General features: G+C 39.1%; 14 protein-coding genes. 7 read left to right on the forward strand and 7 right to left on the reverse strand.

Annotated elements, in window-relative coordinates:
• Positions 1-435, forward strand: a 435-nt coding sequence (locus AC2JBO_RS20375; RefSeq protein WP_496955478.1) for a substrate-binding domain-containing protein, incomplete at its 5' end; no start/stop codon positions are given.
• A 41-nt stretch (positions 436-476) separates the two neighbouring features.
• Positions 477-1,112, forward strand: coding sequence for a lysophospholipid acyltransferase family protein (locus tag AC2JBO_RS20380; protein ID WP_496955479.1), 636 nt, complete (start codon positions 477-479; stop codon positions 1,110-1,112).
• 87 nt (positions 1,113-1,199) lie between these two features.
• On the opposite strand, the gene AC2JBO_RS20385 is transcribed toward AC2JBO_RS20380, so the two are convergent.
• Both AC2JBO_RS20385 and AC2JBO_RS20390 read right to left on the reverse strand, forming a co-directional pair.
• The gene (locus AC2JBO_RS20385) at positions 1,200-1,586 is read right to left on the reverse strand and encodes a hypothetical protein (RefSeq protein WP_496955480.1); all 387 of its coding nucleotides are present in this window, start codon (positions 1,584-1,586) and stop codon (positions 1,200-1,202) included.
• 27 nt (positions 1,587-1,613) lie between these two features.
• The gene (locus tag AC2JBO_RS20390; RefSeq protein ID WP_496955481.1) at positions 1,614-2,567 is read right to left on the reverse strand and encodes a hypothetical protein; all 954 of its coding nucleotides are present in this window, start codon (positions 2,565-2,567) and stop codon (positions 1,614-1,616) included.
• A gap of 1,058 nt (positions 2,568-3,625) precedes the next feature.
• Here AC2JBO_RS20390 and AC2JBO_RS20395 point away from each other — a divergent pair.
• Positions 3,626-4,672 carry an AI-2E family transporter gene (locus AC2JBO_RS20395; RefSeq protein ID WP_496955482.1) on the forward strand — a complete coding sequence of 349 codons (1,047 nt, stop codon included), beginning with the start codon at positions 3,626-3,628 and terminating at the stop codon, positions 4,670-4,672.
• Between the two features lie 81 nt (positions 4,673-4,753).
• Positions 4,754-5,041 (forward strand): DUF2288 domain-containing protein, encoded by a 288-nt coding sequence (locus AC2JBO_RS20400; protein WP_496955483.1) that lies wholly within the window; start codon positions 4,754-4,756, stop codon positions 5,039-5,041.
• A gap of 10 nt (positions 5,042-5,051) precedes the next feature.
• Here AC2JBO_RS20400 and AC2JBO_RS20405 read toward each other — a convergent pair whose 3' ends face one another.
• Both AC2JBO_RS20405 and AC2JBO_RS20410 read right to left on the reverse strand, forming a co-directional pair.
• A complete protein-coding gene (locus AC2JBO_RS20405; protein ID WP_496955499.1) occupies positions 5,052-5,561 on the reverse strand; it encodes a YdcF family protein in 510 nt (169 codons plus the stop codon).
• Positions 5,562-6,319: 758 nt separating this feature from the next.
• Positions 6,320-7,420: a tocopherol cyclase family protein gene (locus AC2JBO_RS20410; protein WP_496955484.1), complete on the reverse strand. Its 1,101-nt coding sequence runs from the start codon at positions 7,418-7,420 to the stop codon at positions 6,320-6,322.
• Positions 7,421-7,556: 136 nt separating this feature from the next.
• On the opposite strand from AC2JBO_RS20410, the gene AC2JBO_RS20415 reads away from it, so the two are divergent.
• Both AC2JBO_RS20415 and AC2JBO_RS20420 read left to right on the forward strand, forming a co-directional pair.
• Complete coding sequence (locus AC2JBO_RS20415; RefSeq protein WP_496955485.1) at positions 7,557-10,052, forward strand: WD40 repeat domain-containing protein; 2,496 nt, start codon at positions 7,557-7,559, stop codon at positions 10,050-10,052.
• 333 nt (positions 10,053-10,385) lie between these two features.
• Positions 10,386-11,771 (forward strand): RRXRR domain-containing protein, encoded by a 1,386-nt coding sequence (locus tag AC2JBO_RS20420; RefSeq protein ID WP_496955486.1) that lies wholly within the window; start codon positions 10,386-10,388, stop codon positions 11,769-11,771.
• Positions 11,772-12,619: 848 nt separating this feature from the next.
• Here the strand turns inward: AC2JBO_RS20420 and AC2JBO_RS20425 are convergent.
• Positions 12,620-13,342, reverse strand: coding sequence for a hypothetical protein (locus tag AC2JBO_RS20425; RefSeq protein ID WP_496955487.1), 723 nt, complete (start codon positions 13,340-13,342; stop codon positions 12,620-12,622).
• A 280-nt stretch (positions 13,343-13,622) separates the two neighbouring features.
• Between AC2JBO_RS20425 and AC2JBO_RS20430 the strand changes: the two genes are divergently transcribed.
• On the forward strand, positions 13,623-14,879 hold the full coding sequence (locus AC2JBO_RS20430; protein ID WP_496955488.1) for an FAD-dependent hydroxylase: 1,257 nt from the start codon (positions 13,623-13,625) through the stop codon (positions 14,877-14,879).
• 101 nt (positions 14,880-14,980) lie between these two features.
• Here the strand turns inward: AC2JBO_RS20430 and AC2JBO_RS20435 are convergent, their stop codons facing one another.
• A complete protein-coding gene (locus tag AC2JBO_RS20435; protein ID WP_496955489.1) occupies positions 14,981-15,718 on the reverse strand; it encodes a hypothetical protein in 738 nt (245 codons plus the stop codon).
• A 64-nt stretch (positions 15,719-15,782) separates the two neighbouring features.
• Positions 15,783-16,856: a type IV pilin-like G/H family protein gene (locus tag AC2JBO_RS20440; protein ID WP_496955490.1), complete on the reverse strand. Its 1,074-nt coding sequence runs from the start codon at positions 16,854-16,856 to the stop codon at positions 15,783-15,785.
• Between the last annotated feature and the right edge of the window lie 387 nt (positions 16,857-17,243).

The raw sequence follows: 17,243 nt of genomic DNA on the forward strand, positions 1-17,243 counted from the left end.
GGATTAACAACTAAGCAAATAGCGGACATCTTTAAAGGTAATATTACAGATTGGTCGGCAGTTGGGAGTAAAAGTGGAACTATCCAAGTCATAAACAGACCATCTGTTAGTGGTACTCGTCACGCATTCCACGAACTAGTTCTTGATAACAGCGAATTCGGCGCCACACCTAATATAACTACATACCAAACTGACGAGACAACTCCTATCCTCAAAAAACTCCAAACTAATGGTATTACCTATGGTAGTTATGCTCAAGTTAATCAGAAGACTGTAAGAATAGTGGCTATTAATCGTTTAATGCCAGACTCTCAGCAATATCCACTTCGGCGCCAGCTGTTCTATATATATAAACATCCAATGAGTCCTGCCGTTCAAACCTTTATGGAATTTCTCAAATCAGCCGAAGCCCAAAAAATCATCGAACAAAACTAACGTGATATGCTGTTCTTCAGTTTGAGTTAAAGTAAGCTACTGTGACCAGAATCCGCGAACCAATTGCCAGCCTCCTTCTATATCATGCCTTCAAGTGGTCGGTTGTGGCGCCTATGCTTCACGTATACTTCCGGGGGATAATTCATGGCATCGAAAATGTGCCACAAGAAGGACCACTAATAGTAGTTAGTAACCATGCAAGCAATTATGACCCACCGCTTGTGTCGAATTGCGTTCGCCGTCCTGTAGCATATATGGCAAAGAAAGAGTTATTCGATATCCCCGTTTTTAACAAAGCCATTAAACTATACGGTGCCTATCCTGTAAGTCGTGGTAGTGCTGACACCAAAGCAATTCGTGCCGCGTTAGAATACTTAGAAAATGGTTGGGCTGTAGGCGTATTCTTACAAGGTACACGTACTGATACAGGTAAAATTACTGACCCCAAACGCGGCGCCGCACTACTCGCAGCAAAAGGTAAGGCGCCGCTATTACCCGTTTGTTTATGGGGTACACAAGAAATTGAGAAAAAAGGCGCCGTTCCCCGTCCAGTCCCCGTCACAGTGCGAATTGGTGAATTAATAGAGGCGCCAATCTCCGGCAGTAAAGAAGAATTAGAAGAAATAACCAAAAAATGCGCCGACGCTATAAATTCGCTACACGATTTAGGAAGGTAGGGTGCGTGACGCTACCAACCATCTTGAAACGAAGCGCAAGTCTAATAGCGTCACGCACCCTTATTGCGTGACGCGGAATGTGGGATTTTAAGGGATTTGCTTAGGTTGAGGCTGGACAATCTCGATAGGAACTCCCAGTTTTTTGGATAAGTCTAAAACTTTGTTACCAAAGTCAACAGAGTTTGCTACAACACTTCCAAGCGTACCAGTAATTGCCAGCAATGCAACAAGACGAGTTTTAAGTCTCTCTTTCTTTTGTTTCTCAGGTATAGTTATATCTTCCTGTAAATCATCTAAATGCACTGTGATTGCTTCACATTGAGCTTCAGGAAATCCTTGAGACATGTCACGTAGAGAAGAAATTAGTCTAGTAATTTCATCAGCATTTTGACTTATGTTTTGTTGAATGTTGTTATTACCAAATACGGAGTTAGTAATTACACCACTATTATGAACAGTAATATCATTTGGCATACTTTTTTTACCTCTCTTTATTAGTTATTATTTTGAACTTTGAACATTGTTGTTTCCAATCAGAACATTAGACATTATCCCTGAATTGTTTAGGTTTATTGTTGGTTGTGCTAAAATTATATCCTTTATCTCATCAAGTTTAGTAAAAATATTTTCATCCTTTATCCCATAGCTTGCAAGCGCGTTTTTTATCTGATCAATGATAAAAGGCGTTACAGACTTTAGGTAAGTTAAGCCGTCATCTTCATCAAATAAGTTGGTGAACCTTCTATTATGAAATCTGTGCTTCAGAGCCGCTTTAAAACCTTCTTTATTGAGCAAGGCTTTAACTACTGGGAACCAACTGAAATACAGATATAGACCTGGAATAAAAGGAAAAAATAGACCTGAAAAAACGGCTTGTAAAGCATTTATGTTGGATAGATTAAACAGAGCTGGCAATAGTAGCACTAAAGCCCCTAAAAATCCTAAAAGCCCTGTTAAAAACATAGAACCAAAAATCAACAGCAACAGTGTGTGAATCACAAGGCTGAAAATATTTATTTTACCAAGGAGATAAGAATCCAAAGCAATATATATATGAGTGCCAGTGGTATAGAATCGACAGATGGTAGATACTCTTGTTTGCCGTGGAGTTATTCGTGTGATTCGGATAACCATTCTTTCACGGTCTGGTCTAAACTGTGTCTTCAAGGAAAAGTCTTCATACTTGTCAAAAATATAGGTAGTTATAACTCCTTCTTCTTTATCATTAGCGCTGATTAAGCCGCTTAGATTGTTTACTATATTTTCATATATTTTTTCCCTAGCTTTCGTTATTTTTTGTTTTAAAGGACTTTCTTTCTCGCTAGCATTGTTTTGGTCTCTAACTAAGAATAATTGAGAAAATGAAAAATTAATCAGCTTCACTCCCAAGTATTGTGATGGATCGATTATACCTATAAAGGGAGTATTGATAGTCTTTACTTGTGGTTGTAACATGATACTTTTTCGTTAGATATGAACTATGGATAAATAGAACAATTGAAACAAAATACTCGAAGCACAATTTGGAATAAATCGTAGAAGTGCAGGTAACAAATATTATAAAGCTTACATGATTCAGATTCTGTATAGTGAAATTTTAAATAACAGGCAAAAGTTTCTGAATAAAGCAGCATATATTGTGACAAACTCCATTAACATTTAGTCAGGATGTTTGCGAAGACTGTATAAGAATTCACTTGTAAAATAAGTGTATCATATATTACGCGCCTACAGTATTACCCTCAAGGGTACTTTCAGCGAGATACTTACCAAGATTGAGGAGTGAGCTTGTATTCTCAATTGAGGTATATACAAATTTGTTATATTATTGTCGGTGTGGCATATCCGTGCTTGTGTACTTACTTGAGTCCTAATAATTTCGATAATATCAATACAATTTCACTTAGCTTTTTACAAAAATACGTAGGTTGGGTTGAGGAACGAAACCCAACGTTTGTAAGACTTTGTTGGGTTCCGCAAAGCCTTCACCCAACCTACAATTATCGTTAACCGAGCAGTATTGCCACAACTCCTCTCTCTGTGTACTCTGTATCTATGTAGTAAAAAAAGATACTCGCATAGTAGAGTGGGCAATGTAGCCCTGTCAAGGTGAGCATGAGTACTACGCATTTATAAGGGTTTTAGCCTTTCACTGATTAAAATTTGAAAGCAAAAAACAAAATTTGCGCTCAATTTTATATTTCAGGGTTGGGGGTACAACGTAAAAATAAGGCTTCCAGCTAGTACGCAAGTGGTACACCTTGACAGGGCTAGGTGGGCAATGTTAGTCCTGTCAAGGTCTCTCTGCGCTAAGAGCATCTCCGTGGTCAGAAAAAATACACATATCTCACCACAGAGACACAGACGAATTTTTTCCTCAATATTCTATCCACCTTGACAGGGTTAGCAATGCCCACTTTACTCCTGTAGACCAATTTAAATACGCTCAAAGGAAGTACTCACGTGCGCTTGAATTTTGCTAAGTTGGCTTCAACTTAGAATTCATAGTAGCTATGACAGGGTTAGAAGCGAAAAATTTATGGTCGAGACTTAATAGTTCAGCATTAGTCCGCTTCCTGCTTCTAGTTGCAGCAGGGTGGGCAATAGTTCAACTACTAGCTTATTTTGAATCGATAATTGTTATTTTTGCATTTGCCGCGATTATAGCTTTTTTACTTAGCTATCCAGTCAAATGGTTAACACGCTACATACCACATAGTGTTGCGACAATATTGATTTTCTTGGTGAGCATGACTTTGATCGCGGGGGTAACTGTTACTGTTGGTTTGACAATTCTATCGCAAGGACAACAGTTAATTATTAGTGTTACTAGTTTTTTAGATTCATTAGTCCCACTATCGAACCGATTAGAAGAGTTTTTTCGTAGTCGCAATCTCCAAATTGATTTATCTGTTTTTGAGGGACAACTGCGGAATCAAGCATTATCATGGTTAGCGACAAGTTTAACTATATTTCAAGGGTTTCTTACAAACTTTGTCACATTTATTTTTATTGCAGTTGTTGCTTTTTTTATGCTGCTAGATAGTGGCAAATTGTGGCAACTTTTGATGAAAGCTACACCCAAGCACCGAAGGAAACATATAACAACTATAGTCAAGAAAAACTTTTTAGGCTTTTTCCGTGGTCAACTTATACTCACCTTGTTTTTGACTCTATCAACATTTATCGTATTTACTGTGCTTCAAGTTTCTTTTCCTTTGATACTATCTGTAATGGTTGGTGTGATAGATATCATTCCAGGCATAGGTGCAACTTTAGCGGTTGGCTTGGTAACATTAATAGTGTTATCTCAAGGTGTTTGGTTAGCATTAAAGGTATTAGTCGCCTGTATTATTTTACAACAAATTCAAGATAATTTAATTTCACCAAGGGTTATGCAAGGAGCGTTAAATCTAAATCCTGTTGTAGTATTTTTCGCTTTATTAGTCGGCGCCAGAGTTGCAGGTCTATTAGGTATATTTATCTCGATCCCCATTGCTGGAGTCATCGTATCTTTGTTTGAAATTGACGAAATGAAGGCAGATGTTGAAACAGAATAAACTAGGTTTTCAGATAAAATGCAAAACTATAGCTCAAAATAAGCTAAGATTAAAAATTAAAGTTAAGAATCATAAAGAGTAATGCCGGATATTAGAACAGAATTAATCGAAAACCTTGACGAGGCAGAGTGGGACTGGCTAGTTCCCCATGCACAGCGAGATGCAATTATTGTTGTGTCATCACATCTTGATATTCTTGATGTTGGAGTTGCGATTGCGTCCGATAAGACAAACGAAGTCCAAGTCTGGATAGACGAAGCATTAATTACTAAACCTTCTCCTCAACAACTTGGCACCTGGAACACAGACCGCACTAAACGCTTCGATACGCTAATAATACAACCTTATGTTTTAGTCAAAGAAAAATAATTATAGTTCTTCACTGCTTTGGTTGTTCCCCCTTTGCACCCGTGTAACCTGTAGTCAACCATAATACTGAACGAACCCCATCGCGGACGCATTTTTCTATCGGTTCGTCCGTTTCTCCACTTGGAACGGATACTGGCTGCATATCAATTCCTCTACTACCTAGTACAATATCACCAATGACGGAAGCACGTCGCATATGGTAATCTGAAGTAATTAAATACACTTTTCTAATTCCGCGCGCTTCCAGTTCATCAACAAGCGTTGTGAAGTTAGTTACAGTATCTACCGCATCGTAATCTAAGTGTAGACGCTTTAAATCTACTCCTTGCTTAGAAAAAACTTGCCTGGTTGGAACCTTTGGACTACCACCAGAAATCCAAATCGGTATGTTGGAATGTTTTTTGGCGAACTTAGCTGTAAACTTTTCACGCTCTAATCTTTCAGTAGAACCACCTAGAACTAAGATGGCTTGAGGCTTTGTAAATTGACTTTGCACTTCTCTGTAACCCCACATCAACATGAGGGGTAGGGCAAAAACTGCAAAGCGAGGAAAACCTTTTAACACTAGCTTACTCAAGGTTCGATGATGTCGTGTTGTTTCTGCTGCTGTCAAAATGTCAAAATTTTCTTTAACTAATGTTACAACGTAGGTTGGGTGGAGACTCGTAGTAAGGACTTCAGTCCTTCTTTAAGCACTCTTCGTGCTTATTACAAAATAAAGCCTTAAGTATGAGTCATCACTTTACCAAAGCAAAGTTAGACTGTCAGGAAATTACAGCCAAACAAAAATCACAAATTTTTCCCAGTTTATATAAAAAATATAATCTTATAACCTGATGCACTCTGAATTGTACCCGCAACGCGCGCGGATGCAAAGAATTGTATGATACTTTATGAGCGTTTATTTAGTTAATAAGCGTTAATTTACTAAGCAGGACTGGCCAGCCTCGAACTGGCGACCTAGCGCTTCAGATTTGTGTGAGTTTCCCCACTCTCTGGACTATATCTTCACCATTGGTACTGAAACCTTTAGGTGGTGGCTGTTTAGTCTCTCGACCTTCCTAAATTGATATATAGTCTCTATACTTATATTTCAACTTAGGCTTGATTCGGTATTACCATGAAGTTTACTTACTTTTTAGGCTTCACCGAGTTTAACCACATTCACGCACAAAGTTTCCTTTGTGGTGCCCGATTATTCAGGAGGCGCTCGCTCTATCCATCTGAGCTACAGCCCCAAAAAGGTACTATACCCAATATAGCACAAGCATATAGCAGCTAAGGAGCAGATTGCCAGGATTTATCCCAAGGACTACCGCCTATTTCTAATCCACACAAGTTACTAGTCGCTTTCAGGATAATTTCTCCTTCACCGCTACTTAATTCTCGAAGTTGCAAATATAACATTCCCTGCATTGTGTCGCTACAGCAAAAAGCTAACCCGTTATCAGTAGGCGCCCGTAAGCGAGTACCAGGTAAGTCGGTTGTACCAATTAACTCTACTTCATACTCATTGTTCCGCGCGCGTATTTCCCAGCGTCCCCACGGGGAAATATTCCATGTAACTTTTGAGTTCCAAGGCACAAATTCGTAGAACTTACCTTTATGATGAATGCCAACCATTGCTACTGATTCCATCCACCATAAAACACCACGTCTACCACCACCAGCAGTTAAGGCTAAATCTGGTTCAGAATCAAAACTATTGCAATTTATCCAGAACCATCTTTTCGGAAAGGCACCACCCCAATTTTTTTCACCATAAGCAGGAGCATTAGCAAATTCGTAGCGTTTGCCGTTCCAGTCTACGTAACCGGTTGCAAGTCCATGCGCCATTAAAATTTGCCATCCCGGCTCAAATATTTGTAGAGACGATAAAAAACCAGCAGTTGACTGTTGAGGTTGCCCTGTACTTCCCCATCCATATATAGGTTCAATTTCATATTGCCAACGACAATACCTACCAGTACCTGGGTCGCGAATGATTCCTTGATTTAAAGTCGCTGTCGCTTGATAACCTTCTGTTACGTGACGCTCGAATTCGTTCGTGAGCAAATAAAGCGGCTGCGTTGATAAATCACTTTTTCCCCAGTGTCCCAAACCTAACACGTCTCGACTTGCCCAAAATTTATTTGTATCAGGGAAAGTTCGCCATAAATACTCATCATCAGCACCTAGAATTTGTGCGGCGCCTCCACTATGAGCTTTCCCACCGATAGGGTCTTCGATGGAATACATAAACGCGAAAGTCTGTCTCTTTTCGGGAATAGTAACGCGATAATACCAACCCTCAAAAAAGCGGCGCCCACCCCCATCCCAATGATAACCACTGTGAGGTGTTTGGATTGACAGAAGCGAATTTCTTCTTGTAGATAACATGGACTTGTTTGGCTGAAGAAGCAAAAAAACCTTGAATTACTAAAATGGGGTATTTACTCCAGAGTAACTGACACTCTACCGCTCACGCTCCCCACATTGGAATATTTTTTTACCAGCAACAGCAGAAAAATGCATCATGACTAAACGCAACACGGTTGAATTTCTTGAATATCTGTTGTTGGGACTCTGTGTATGGGGTGCGTTCGCAGCGTTTATTAGCCAAGAGTACTCTTACGCTATTTTCCCCTTAACTTTAGCGATTGGATTAAACGTTGCTAATCAACAGCGTTTGCGCTCACTACAACGGCACCAGCAAAACTCCATCGGAGAACTAGTACAACCTAACCCTCAGTTAAGCCTGACTAAACAGCAAGTTGAGCAATTGCGTAAACAAGAGAAACAAGATATTGAAGCAATTAACGCGCGTATCACACAACTCGAATCGTTTCGTATTGAAATATCTAAAACCCAGCAAACCCAGCAGAACACCGTGAATGCTATCAATCAGCGCTTGGCTCAAATAGACAATATAGCCCAACAGTTGAATGCTACGCAGCGACTTCTTGAAGAATTACGCTCTACGCAACAGCAAAATATCGATGCAATAAACCAGCGTTTAGCGCAGCTTGATGCTTTAGCCAAACAAGCAAACCCAAATGCACTGAATCAACGTTTGACTCAAATTGATAATATAGCTCAACAGCTAAACGCAACACAGCAGTACCTGGAACAATTACGACAGAACCAGGTGCAAAATGTCAATATTATTAATCAACGTTTGACTCAAATAGATAGTTTTACACAACAGTTAAATGTAAACAAACAGCAGGTTGAGCAGTTACAGCAAACTCAGCAAGCGAATACACAGGCAATTTTTCAGCGTTTAACTCAAATTGATAATGTCACTTCTCAAGTTGGAAAAACACAGGAGCAACTTGAGGAAATGCAAAAAAAACAGCAGCAAAATGTTGAAGCAATAAATCAAAGATTAGCGCAAATCGACGCGATGACTAGACAAATAAATACTAACTCGAATAAACAAGCTGAACAATACCAAACAAATCAGCAATTAAATATTACAGCTTTAGTGAGTGGATTTAATCAGCAGCTAAGTGCAACGCAGCAGCAAATTGAGGAATTACAAAAAACTCAGCAGCAAAATATAGATACAATTAATCAAAGATTATCTGCGCTTGATATATTTACAACGCAATTAAGCTCTACTCTCGGCAAACAAATCGAGCAACTGCAAATTAACCAGCAAGTGAATGCAAATGCAATCAATCAGCGTTTAACGCAAATGGATAATATTGTGGAAAATTTCAATTTTATTCGTTCATCAATTCAAGAATTACAGCAATCATCACAGCAAGCAAACCAAAAAACACAAGAAGATATTTCACTTATCAAAAGCCAAATCGCGCGCTTATCAGGAAGATTAGAACCAGATAGCAGTAATGCCACTAAATCCTTACCCCCATCAACATCCAGTCAAACTGTATCATCTCAACCAACTACAACAAATCCACCTCCAACACCCACTCAAAGTGTCTCATCCCAACCAACTACAACAAATCAACCTCCAACACCCACTCAAAGTGTCTCATCCCAACCAACTACAACAAATCAACCTTCTACATCCAGTCAAACAGCATCTTCCGAATCAATTACAACTTATCAACTTCCTACAACACTTAAACAACACTCTGATTTAGTATTGTCAGTAGCATTTAGTCCAGACGGCAAGTTACTAGCAAGCGGTAGTTATGACGAAACAATAAATATCTGGAATTTGGTCAATCAAAAATACAATACAATTAGCGGACACAAACAAGCATCATCTGGTGGAGTAAATTCGGTTGTATTTAGTCCCAACGGTCAAATCATAGCAAGCGGTAGCGACGATGCAACAGTTAGATTATGGAACGTTCAGACAGGAGAAGCAATAAACACGTTTAAAGGACATGACGACCGAGTATACTGCGTCGCATTTAGTCCAGATGGTCGAACTATTGCCAGTGGTAGTAAAGATCAAAGAGTCAAACTTTGGTCGGTCGAAACTGGTCGAGAAATAGATGTACTCAAAGCTCATTCCGATGATGTATTATGTTTAGCTTTCAGTGCTAACGGCAAAATTTTAGCTTCCGGCGCCGGTGGGTATGATAATACGATTAAAATTTGGCACCTCGAACAGCATAAATTCTTAACTATCGCGCGACACAACGATGATGTCAGCGCACTCGCTTGTAGTCCAGACGGAAAAACCCTGGCAAGTGGCAGTTGGGATAAAACAATTAAATTATGGAACTTAGAAAACGGTAGAGAAATTACCACCTTCACAGGGCACGAAGACCGTGTTTATACCGTCGCATTTAGCCCCAACGGTCGAGTACTAGCAAGCGGCAGTCGTGATAAAACAGTTAAACTGTGGCAAGTCGATACAGGAGTATTACTAAAAACATACACAGGTCACGAAGACAGAGTATTTAGCGTAGCCTTCAGTCCCGACGGTAAAATTCTAGCTACAGGCAGCGCAGACCACACAATTATGCTCCTACCCGTCGGCGATATAGTAGGTAATGGCGCCGGAAGACGTACTCAACTTCCGAGGCGAGGAAAAGGAAATGACTAGTAGGGTGCGTGACGCTACCAACCAACCTGAAACGAAGCAACCAATCTAGTAGCGTCACGCACCCTACGTAATTTGTTCATATATGTAGTATATAATTACATTACTGCCCATAGGCAAATATCAGTAACTCCGGGAGTATTGCTCCGGAGCTTGTAAGAAACAAGTCTTACGTGTCTGACTAGCTCGATCTTATGTAGTTTGGTACGAACTTCCGAATACTTCCCTAGTTCGGATTATCTTCAAACCATCTTGTTAATGGTGTTGCGTAATGGCAAGACATCCTAACTACATTGAGCGAAGGGACTAAAACTATACTCGAAGGATTATATCTATATGCGAGTGCCTGTAATTAGTAAAGACAATGTTCCGTTAATGCCAACCAAACCTAGCCGTGCTAGACGTTGGGTTAAACAAGGTAAAGCTATCGGCAAATTCGATAAATTGGGTATCTATTATATTCAATTACTAATCGAACCAAGCGACACTAAAACTCAAGAAGTTGTAATCGGATTAGACCCTGGTAAAATGTATTCTGGTATTGCAGTGCAAACTAAGAAATACACATTACAAATGTTGCATTTAGTTTTACCGTTTAAAACTGTTAAAGACAGAATGCAGCAACGGGCAATGATGAGACGTAATAGACGCGGTAGGAGAATTAACCGTAAAGTCGCGTTTAATAAACGCGCTACTAGTCACGGGTACTCATGGATAGGTAATGTAACGATTACACCTTCAAGATTTGTAGTAGTTCGCAGACCACCCATATCAAAACGGCAGTTACATTTAATGACATTTTGTAAAGGTGGTAATCGTCGTAAATATGGGGGAACTGTAACACGACATGGATTTAGGAAAGGTGATTATGTTAAAGCTACTCAAGGTAAAAAAATATTTTACGGATGGGTAAGCGGAGACACAGAAAAACAAATTTCAGTTAGTGACAGTGATTGGAAAAGACTAGGACAGTGTTCCATAAATAAAGTTAAGTTAATTAAGCGTTCAACAGGTTTAATTGTCAAGGCAGTTAAAACTGCCTGTGTCGCTTCCCACGAGAGCGCTGAAGCACTGAGTTTCCCGCATACCAGGAGATTTTTCATGAGCGACCGCATTGATATCAATCGTGCATATGAAATTCTGGGGTTATTACCGAGTGCATCACAGGAAGAAATAAAGCGCACGTACCGTAAGTTAATAAGAACATGGCATCCTGATAATTTTACAGACCCCGTAAAAAAGCTTGAAGCCGAAGAAAAAACCAAGATAATCAATGCGGCGTACAAAACACTCAAGTCAAACATTCCTAATAATCAACCATCGCACTCCGAGACGGCGCCTCAACCCAACAGCACTTCGGTAAACACACACTCAAAAGCATCAAGTGCTGAGAGATTTTATCAATCAGGTGTTGAGAAAGTGCAACTTAATAAGTACGAAGATGCGATTTCTGATTTTTCTCAAGCCATTCGCCTTAATCCTTATTATATCGAAGCATATAAATACAGAGGGTTAGTCTGTTCGCAGCTTGGCTTAGAACTGCGCGCGACTGCCGACTTAACCAAAGCTATGGAACTCGAACGGCGCCTGCACGGAAAAAATACCAAACCTCCAGCAAAACCATCAAGTTACAGGTCTAGACAGTACTACAAAAAGCCCAAACCCCTTACAGAAAGGGTATGTCAAGCTTTCAAAAATCTGTTTAGATTAAAGCAAGGTTAATAAAAATTTATGAAAATCATAAGTAAATACTCTCATATATATAAAGCAAGTTGGACATACCTTGCAGAAAGTAAACACCAATAACAATTGGTAAATAAATTGGATTATTCAAAAAAACTAGTGCTAACTTAAAAACATGGCACAGAGAAGTTAAGTTTAATTCATTCAACTTGATGTTAAAGCCAGTGCCACCTTGCTTTAATATCCCCGCAGTCACTGTTATCCAGTCGCATCCATCGTTAATGTGTTAACGCCTTGAGTTTCATTTCATTGTTTTGGAGGTTACTGAACGCACAGCCACAAATGCCTGCCTAGCTATAGATAAGGATGCACCGTAATACTGGAAACAAATTGCAACGTTTCAGTCCACACTAGTAAAGTTATTCTCCTGCTAATTTTTAACTCATATAAATTCCTTTCAAATATAGTAAACCGCTGTTAGCTAACGATGAAATTCGGTCGTAGCAAACAGCGGTTAACTTTTTTGAATCGTAGGGTGTGTGACGCAACGAAAAAACCTGAACGTAGTAACAAGACTTGTAGCGTCACGCACCCTACTTTTTTCTGAACATGGCGCCTACAATTATCACGTCGGTGCGTGACGCTACTAGATACTAGCTCCGTTTCAAAATTGTTGGTAGCGTCACACACCCTACTTTTTTCTGAACATGGCGCCTACAATTATCACGTCGGTGCGTGACGCTACTAGATACTAGCTCCGTTTCAAAATTGTTGGTAGCGTCACACACCCTACTTTTTTCTGAACATGGCGCCTACAATTATCACGTCGGTGCGTGACGCTACTAGATACTAGCTCCGTTTCAAAATTGTTGGTAGCGTCACACACCCTACTTTCTTCTTAACATGGCGCCTACAATTATCAGCGAGGCAAAAAGGACTGACGGTTCGTTTACCTTGCGGGCATCTGTATTAGTATATGTAACTAACCTGAACGAGCGTTCTACAGGTGCGCTACTTCTAGACCAGTCATTTAATTCTCCCAGGTAAGCACTCATGCCATTAGTTCTAAAACCTGTATCTGTTGTTTCCCAGTAAATATCATCGAGGTCAAAGTTGTTAGCAAGATGTAAACCCAACCAATAGGTAGTATTCGCTTCTATATTTACTGGCTTTTCTAAATCAAACGAGTAATAATGCTCATCGTAATAATCAAACAGTGAACGGTTTGTCGCTTCTTTTAGAATATTAGTGCCAAGACCTGAAGCAAAAGCCTGTGTGTCCGGTTGACCATTAACATCTTTGAACAGAGAATAATTTATTGTTCCATCCCATACAGACCCAGGCGCCTCAACTGTCCAAAATTGAACATTGTTTAACAAGCTGTTTTGGCTAACTTGAAAATCTTCTGCCTGCACCCATAACGTAGCTTCTCTTCCAGCAGTTAAACTAGGTGCCCCATTATCAAAAAAGACCTTCGATGATGTGCCTAAATCATTGTTAACTATATTATTAGTAGCACTTGCCTTTTCTGGCTGCAAAAATCCAAATGCAGCAAATAACACTCCAATCCAAACAGGGAACAATTTGTGCAAAATTGGGCGCCAAGTCATTTATTTTCTCCTGAAACCTGTTAATTGCGGCTAGTAGATTTACCCGGCAATTGTCACGTTACAGCACCCCGACATGGCAAATATACTCTATTACTATTACTGATAATTACAGTTGATTTACGTATTTACACTCAATCATAAGAATATTATAAATATTATTTTTATTACATAAACATTTCTTATTGATTTCTCCCCCAGCACTCAGCACTCTACACTCCCCCTTGCCTGATAAAGTTAGATTGCGTCACAATAAAAATAAAAGTTGTAATTTGTCTTAACAATGGCGCCAGTACAAACTTCTCAAATTGACACACCTCAAATTACGACGAACCATAACGGTTATGACTACGACCTAGTAATCGTTGGTGGTGGAATTGTCGGTTTAACCCTAGCAAGCGCTCTTAAAGATTCGGGGTTAAGCGTTTTGTTAATAGAAGCGCGCGTAGAGTCAGCAGCAATAATGAAGGGACAAGCGTATGCAGTACATATGTTGTCTGCTTTGATTTACGAGGGAATAGGGGTTTGGAAGAAGATTTTGCCCAATATAGAGGCATATCGACGGGTAAGTTTATCAGATGCAGATTATTCTGGTGTTGTGGAATTTAGCACTAGCGATATAAATAAAGAAGATTTGGGATATGTAGCAGAACACCAAGCACTGCTATATCCATTACAAGAATTTGTAAAAGATTGTTCCAACGTCACAGTACTTTGTCCAGCCTCCGTAATAGAGACGAAATACCTAGCTGATGCTGCTGTCACAACTATCTCTCTGGCAGATGAAATCAAAACGATTCGTAGCAAATTATTAGTAGCAGCAGATGGTTCGCGTTCGCGCGTTCGTGAAGCAGCTTCCATTACAACTCGTGGTTGGAAATATTGGCAGTCATGTATTGTGGCATTTGTCAAGCCAGAAAAATCGCACAATCAAACTGCATACGAAAAATTTCAGCGAAGCGGACCATTTGCTATCTTACCATTACCAGGAAACCGTTGCCGAATTGTTTGGACGGCGCCGCACGCTGAAGCGAAAGCATTATGTGCTATGAACGACGAGGAATTTTTAGCTCAGTTACAAGCGCGTTACGGCGACCACATGGGTAAATTAGAGTTGCTAGGAGAGCGCTTTGTTTTCCAAGTGCAGTTAATGCAAAGCGATAAATACGTCAAAAACCGTCTGGCATTAGTTGGTGATGCCGCCCACAACTGTCACCCAGTGGGAGGACAAGGTTTAAATTTAGGTATTCGTGATGTTGCAGCACTAGCGCAAGTCATCCAAGAAGCACATTCAAAAGGCGAAGATATAGGCAATATTAAAGTATTGAAAAAATACGAACGCTGGCGCCAGATAGAAAACTTAACTATACTAGGTTTCACAGATATATTAGACAGAGTATTCTCCAATAACTTTTTACCTGTAGTTATAGTCAGGCGCCTGGGTTTACTCGCCATGAAATACATACCTATAGTTAAAGTACTCTCATTAAAACTCATGATTGGACTATTAGGAAAAACCCCCAAACTAGCCCAACGCTAAACCCTAATCGTATTGTGAATGAGTATTACATCATTGTGAATGAGTATTACATCTTGTGGAACGGGCATCTCTGCCCGTCCCATATCCAACATTGAACAAAATTATTTGATAATAGAAACCTTATATACCTTATTAATCTTTTCTAATTTCAAAACTTTGGAGTTAGTTAAAAACTTAATAAAATTACCACCTAACTTCAGCTTTTTTAAAGCTTTAGTAATGCCTTCTTTATGACGAAGATTATACTCCAGCCCTAGCTTCGCTAAATCAATTGTAGTTTTATCGGCGCCAAGAGAGCGAATAATATCTAACAATTGCTTCTCAATTATCGTGCGGTTCCGGTCATCGCTCTGAGTAGTAGAAGTTTCATTATTTGCTTTATTATTACTCTTTGCTTGCTGCCCAAACGCCAATGCATTACCATTTGGGTATTTTGTAACTTTAATTTGATTATCTTGTTTGATGACTCGATATACTTCCAACTCTTGTTGCAACAAGCAATTACACAAACTTATCATTACCGCATCTGAAGAGCAAACAAAAACAGTTTTAGCTTTAGGGTATAATTCGCGTAGTTGACACCCAAAGGTAATCATTTTCCCATCTGCTGCATCCTTGGCGCCTGGAACTTGAATTAAATCATATCCTCGTTCATATAATGACTGGTCTATATTTCCTAGCGTGCGCCAGTTAGCAAAAGCTATTTTACAAGTGATTTTCAATGAAGATTGCTGCTGCAAAAATCCTTCCATTTCGGGCGATAACTGAAGGTTTTCTGCATCTAGTAATAAAACTGCAATTCCTTTACTGCGAACACTTGGCATTAATTGTATCATCATATCCAGTTGGATACTAAAATTATACATTAAGTTTTAAGCAAACTTTCTCAAATAGTTTTGAGGATTAATTTACTGAGCGCAAACCATTAATATCAGAAGAACCACTAGCACACAAAATCTCTGAACCAACTAATTGAGGTGGTTCAGGCGCCGTTTGCGATGGTCTGTTAGTTTGACAAACTTTTGTAACTGTTAAAATATCTTCACTTCCGTATGCAGTTGCAGGTTTGATTGTAAATACGGCGCCTGTATAGCTTTTAATATTGTTTCTCTTTGCAACAGCCGTTGTGATGACTTTATCTTCTGAGGCTTCTACTTTATAAATATAATTATCAGTTTCGGAACTAACTCCTAAATCCAAGTCTGATATCTCAGTAGCAAATTTATTATTATCAAGTATAAAACCTTGTTGCGCTCTATTAACCGCGCCAACGGTGATTCTAGCTTCAGATTCTCTTGCTTTTCCAGATGAATTTGTTAAATAAGGTGTAAAAGCAGCAAATCCAAATATTAAAAGTAATAATAAATAAACAGGCGCCGCGATAGCAGTAGAAACTATACATAGTATTTTTGCTGTAGTTGATGCGGATTTTGCACCATCATAATCACCTTTTTGATATTTATTATCGACTTGTGCGGCAAAAATGATTGCGGCTAATCCAATTGGAAGAACGGCAAAGAATGATACTAAAATTGAGGGAACTAAATAATTTTTAGGGCAGCTTGGTTTGTTATAAAAATAAACTTGATTAATTTTTGAAGCAACAGGTGGTATATCTTTTTGACCAATCTCACTATCTTGGAAGCTGAAATCGTCTTTTTGTTCAACTTTTTGATTTTTAATATCAATGTTTTGATGCCAACTCGGAAACTCTTCACCTGTTTGGCGCCCATATACTTTGACGGTTTCAATTCCTACGGCGCCGAGCTTAGTTATTCCTTTACGAATAAAATCAACTAAAGCTTTCTCGTTAGGTAATTGTACTGCTTCAAGCATTATCTGTAAACAATTTTCCTGATTAGCAACCTTTGCTGTAATCCCTTTAGGCTGTAGTTGCTGGTTTAATAAAGATGCTATAGCTTTGGCATCACCCTGTCTTGCCTGTTTTAGTAGAGTACTCTGATTTTCCTGCATCATAACTAGTAGTGATTACTGATATCTAGTAGCTAATAACACCATAATCACCGCTACATCAAAGTGATAACCGCAAAACTACTAGTTCAACTCTATTCTCCATTTGACGTAAAGTGTTCGTAATTATGCAAAATTTATTAAAAACTAAAATCCAAATATAAAAATTTTAAAAGCCATGATAGTAATACCCCTATTATTGGGAAAACTAATAGCGTGAAAAGTATTTGTATCTAAGTCTTTATAATCGCTAACATCATGGTCAAGTCAATTAAATCGGGGTATAGGGGTAATTGCGGTGAAAAAATCTTTATTACAGCCAAAATTTCTAAAAAAAATACCCCTACGTCTGCTTCTGGTTATTCCCTTTGTCTTGCAAGTTTTTGCAGTTGT

The organism is Calothrix sp. CBUCES-K 9914 (genome assembly GCF_059640475.1).

Excerpts from the sequence above, each read along its gene's own strand:
- AC2JBO_RS20410 (WP_496955484.1), bottom strand. The coding sequence starts at position 7,420 with ATGTTATCTACAAGAAGAAATTCGCTTCTGTCAATCCAAACACCTCAC.
- AC2JBO_RS20425 (WP_496955487.1), bottom strand. The coding sequence starts at position 13,342 with ATGACTTGGCGCCCAATTTTGCACAAATTGTTCCCTGTTTGGATTGGA.
- AC2JBO_RS20430 (WP_496955488.1), top strand. The coding sequence starts at position 13,623 with ATGGCGCCAGTACAAACTTCTCAAATTGACACACCTCAAATTACGACG.
- AC2JBO_RS20435 (WP_496955489.1), bottom strand. The coding sequence starts at position 15,718 with ATGATGATACAATTAATGCCAAGTGTTCGCAGTAAAGGAATTGCAGTT.
- AC2JBO_RS20400 (WP_496955483.1), top strand. The coding sequence starts at position 4,754 with ATGCCGGATATTAGAACAGAATTAATCGAAAACCTTGACGAGGCAGAG.
- AC2JBO_RS20385 (WP_496955480.1), bottom strand. The coding sequence starts at position 1,586 with ATGCCAAATGATATTACTGTTCATAATAGTGGTGTAATTACTAACTCC.
- AC2JBO_RS20420 (WP_496955486.1), top strand. The coding sequence starts at position 10,386 with ATGCGAGTGCCTGTAATTAGTAAAGACAATGTTCCGTTAATGCCAACC.
- AC2JBO_RS20395 (WP_496955482.1), top strand. The coding sequence starts at position 3,626 with ATGACAGGGTTAGAAGCGAAAAATTTATGGTCGAGACTTAATAGTTCA.
- AC2JBO_RS20390 (WP_496955481.1), bottom strand. The coding sequence starts at position 2,567 with ATGTTACAACCACAAGTAAAGACTATCAATACTCCCTTTATAGGTATA.
- AC2JBO_RS20440 (WP_496955490.1), bottom strand. The coding sequence starts at position 16,856 with ATGATGCAGGAAAATCAGAGTACTCTACTAAAACAGGCAAGACAGGGT.
- AC2JBO_RS20405 (WP_496955499.1), bottom strand. The coding sequence starts at position 5,561 with ATGTTGATGTGGGGTTACAGAGAAGTGCAAAGTCAATTTACAAAGCCT.
- AC2JBO_RS20415 (WP_496955485.1), top strand. The coding sequence starts at position 7,557 with ATGACTAAACGCAACACGGTTGAATTTCTTGAATATCTGTTGTTGGGA.